The sequence below is a fragment of the Caballeronia sp. genome (genome assembly GCF_028292365.1).
Taxonomy (GTDB): Bacteria; Pseudomonadota; Gammaproteobacteria; order Burkholderiales; family Burkholderiaceae; genus Caballeronia.
The window spans coordinates 1-3,391 of sequence record NZ_JAQGMM010000549.1 but is presented as its reverse complement, the minus strand read 5'-3'; the positions used below and the strand labels follow the sequence as shown (position 1 = coordinate 3,391).

Here is a 3,391-nt window from a genome sequence, read left to right as displayed (position 1 = left end):
CCCGCACTGGTGACATGAACCGCACCTTGTTCATGCCGTAGTTCACGCCCATTTTCTGCTGCAACGGCACGCATTGCTCAAGCCACATCGGGACCAGGGCCAAGGTTAAAAACCCATGCGCAATCGGACCGCCGAATGGCGATTCTTTGTTCGCTCGCTCTACGTCGACGTGGATCCACTGATGATCGTCGGTGGCATCGGCGAATCGGTTCACGCGTGATTGATCTATTTCCAGCCACTCGCTCACATACTCGACCCTACCCTGTGCGGCTTTAACGTCCGCTGCGCTCGTCAACTTCATTGCGAGTTTCCCGGGTGGCGAAGCCCGAAGATAGCCGCTGAATCCACGGTCAATACCAGTTCGTCGTGCTGGTTATAAGCCTCCCAGCGCGTGCCGACAATTCCACGATCGGGCTTGCTCTCCGACACCCGCTTGCTCAACACGCGCACCGTCAATCGCACGGTGTCGTTCACGCGAACCGGCTTGAGCCAGCGGATATTGTCGAGCCCGGGAGAACCCATTGAAGTGGAATCGGCCAGCATGTCGCGCACCAGGATGCCCATCATTGCTGAACATGTATTCCAGCCGCTCGCGACCAGCCCGCGAAACGGCGATGCCTCGCCACCCGCCTCGCTCAAATGAAAAGGCTGCGGATCGTAACGCCCGGCAAATTCGATAATCTCTTCTTTCAGAAACGTATGACCGCCCAATTGCGCCACGGCTCCAACTTCGAAATCCTCATAGCTGAACGTCATCTCCGCTCTCCTGTTTCAATGCATTAACTATTCAGACGTCAGTGTCGGCAAATCCGGGCAGCGATGCAAACCGCGCAAGGTGGTGATCGACATCGCCTAAGGTTGTCTCGATGATCGACAGACGCTTGAACCAATGCGCCGCCGCGACTTCGTTCGTCACGCCCATTCCGCCATGCAGTTGCACCGCCTGCTGACCAACGAAACGCGCTGCCTGACCCACTCGCGCCTTGGCCGCGGAAATGGCTCGGCGGCGTTCATCGGCGTCATCGCTTGTGTATCGCGCGGCGGCAAGATAAGTGATCGAACGCGCCTGCTCGGCATGGATCAACATTTCCACCATGCGATGCTGCAACGCCTGGAAACGTGCGATAGGCGTGCCGAACTGCTTACGCTCCTTCGTGTATTCGACCGTCGCATGATTCAGTGCATCGAGTACGCCGACGGCTTCTGCGCACAGCAAAAACGTAGCGTAGTCGGCTATATGCTCAAGCGTGGCGGCACCCACGTTGGCCTTCCCGAGGCGATCCGCAGGTGTACCCGTGAACGTAAGCGTCGCAGCACGCTGACCATCAATCGTCCGATACTCGGTGAGTTCCACGTTCGCCGCGTTGCGCGCAACGGTGAACAATGCGATTTCTCCAGCCAGCCGTGCCGGCACGATCCAGTAATCCGCCTGCGCGCCGTGCAGGACCAGTGACTTCCGGCCACTTAACACGAAACCATCGCCCTTCTCTTGCGCGGTGGTGTCGATCGAGAACAAGTCGTAGCGAGCATGTGGCTCGTGAAACGCCACCGCGAGCTTGATCTCGCCTCCGGCAGCGCGTTCGAGCAACGCGTTCGCGTGGTCGTCGCCCACCAGCCGCAACGCTTCGATACCCACCGCCGTCGCCCAATACGGCTCCACGACAAGCGACCGTCCGAGTTCCTGCATCACGACCAGCATATCGGCCGGACCGCCATCGAAACCACCCTGCGCTTCAGGCGCCGGTAATGCCGTCAAGCCCAGTTCGGCGAATGCCGTCCAATGCTTGGCATCGACACCCTCTTTCGACGCCACGATCTTCTGACGTGCATCGAACGTGTACTCGTTGTCGAGATACCGGCGCAATGCGTCCCTGAACTGCTGCTGCTCATCGGTGAAATTGAAGTCCATGTGCAGTTCCTCACAAGCCCAGAATCATCTGCGCGATGATGTTTTTTTGAATTTCGTTCGAGCCGCCGTAGATCGACGTCTTGCGGAAGTTGAAGTAGTACGCGGCAAGCGGCGCGGCATCGTCGTCGCCGGCAAGGCTGTGCTCACGTTCGCCTTCCAGATACGCGGGATCGAACGCGGCAGCTTGCGGACCGATAGCTTCGACCATGAGTTCGGTCAACGCCTGCTGGACTTCAGTGCCCTTGATCTTGAGCATCGATGCCTCCGGCCCCGGCCCGCGGCCGTTGGCTTCGCTCGCGACCACGCGTTGCACGGTGACTTCGAGCGCCATCATCTCGATCTCGAGTGCCGCGATTTTCGAAGAGAACACCGGATCGGCGAGTAATGACACACCACCCTTCTTCTGATTCGCGGCAAGCCGTTTCAGGAACACCAGTTCCCGCTTCGATTGCCCCACACGCGCAATGCCAGTGCGTTCATGCCCGAGCAAATACTTCGCATAGGTCCAGCCGCGATTTTCTTCGCCGACGAGATTCTCAAGCGGCACCTTCACGTCTTCGAGGAACACCTCGTTGACTTCGTGGTCTTCATCGAGGGTGATGATCGGGCGCACGGTGATCCCGGGCGTTTTCATATCGATGAGAAGAAACGATATGCCTTCCTGCTTCTTCGCGCCGCTGTCGGTACGCACAAGGCAGAACATCATGTCGGCGAATTGGCCGAGCGTGGTCCAGGTTTTCTGGCCGTTGACCACGTAGTGATCGCCCTGGCGTTCAGCGCGCGTTCTCAGGGACGCCAGATCAGAACCCGATCCGGGTTCTGAGTAACCCTGGCACCACCAGTCGGTGCCATCGAGAATGCGCGGGAGGTAGTACGATTTTTGAGCGTCGCTGCCGTATTTCATCAGAACAGGCGCGACCATCGATACCCCGAACGGCAACACGCCGGGCGCACCGATACGCGCGCATTCTTCGTCCCAGATATGGCGCTGCGTCGCGTTCCAGCCGGGACCGCCGTACTCCTTCGGCCACGCGACAACGGACCAGCCACGCGTGCCCAGCAGCTTGTGCCAGCTCGCGTAGTCGTCGCGATTCAGACGTTTGTGTTCGAGCACCTTGGTCCGCAAAACCTGTGGAAGGTTAGCGTCGAGCCAGCCGCGGATGTCGGCGCGAAATGCGTCGTCGGCGGGGGAATAATTAAGGTCCATGCGCTGTGTCTCCTGTCATGACCCGGGTCGGCCATGAGGAGACGCGCGCTAGGCTGAACCTGATTCAGCTTATTGCAGCGGCTCTTTCAGTGCGGCCGGCACGGGCAACGGCATCACGTCGATGCCTTCTTCCATCAATGCGTGCGCATCTTCCGGCGTTGCGACGCCGCGAATATTGCGCGCCGGCGCTTCGTCGTAATGCATGCGCCGCGCCTCTTCAGCAAAACGGTCGCCCACGTTCTCTGTCTTCGCGAGAATTTCCCGCATGAACTGCA

Annotated in this window: 5 protein-coding genes; all 5 read right to left on the bottom strand. The window is 59.3% G+C overall.

Translation table 11 applies throughout. The features are described from left to right. On the bottom strand, positions 1–301 hold a 301-nt coding region (locus JWR14_RS32260; protein ID WP_299717556.1), incomplete at its 3' end, for a MaoC family dehydratase. Continuing rightward, positions 298–756 (bottom strand): MaoC family dehydratase, encoded by a 459-nt coding sequence (locus tag JWR14_RS32255; RefSeq protein WP_299717554.1) that lies wholly within the window; start codon positions 754–756, stop codon positions 298–300. The genes JWR14_RS32260 and JWR14_RS32255, both read right to left, overlap by 4 nt. Positions 757–787: 31 nt before the next feature. Further along, positions 788–1,909 (bottom strand): acyl-CoA dehydrogenase, encoded by a 1,122-nt coding sequence (locus JWR14_RS32250; protein WP_299717552.1) that lies wholly within the window; start codon positions 1,907–1,909, stop codon positions 788–790. A 10-nt stretch (positions 1,910–1,919) separates the two neighbouring features. Then, positions 1,920–3,116 carry an acyl-CoA dehydrogenase family protein gene (locus JWR14_RS32245; RefSeq protein WP_299717551.1) on the bottom strand — a complete coding sequence of 399 codons (1,197 nt, stop codon included), beginning with the start codon at positions 3,114–3,116 and terminating at the stop codon, positions 1,920–1,922. 69 nt (positions 3,117–3,185) lie between these two features. Next, a partial coding sequence (locus tag JWR14_RS32240) for a DUF1178 family protein (protein WP_299717549.1) occupies positions 3,186–3,391 on the bottom strand: 206 nt, incomplete at its 5' end.

What these genes read in the sequence shown, in the direction of transcription:
- JWR14_RS32255 (WP_299717554.1), bottom strand. Translation starts at nt 756, where the DNA reads ATGACGTTCAGCTATGAGGATTTCGAAGTTGGAGCCGTGGCGCAATTG.
- JWR14_RS32250 (WP_299717552.1), bottom strand. Translation starts at nt 1,909, where the DNA reads ATGGACTTCAATTTCACCGATGAGCAGCAGCAGTTCAGGGACGCATTG.
- JWR14_RS32245 (WP_299717551.1), bottom strand. Translation starts at nt 3,116, where the DNA reads ATGGACCTTAATTATTCCCCCGCCGACGACGCATTTCGCGCCGACATC.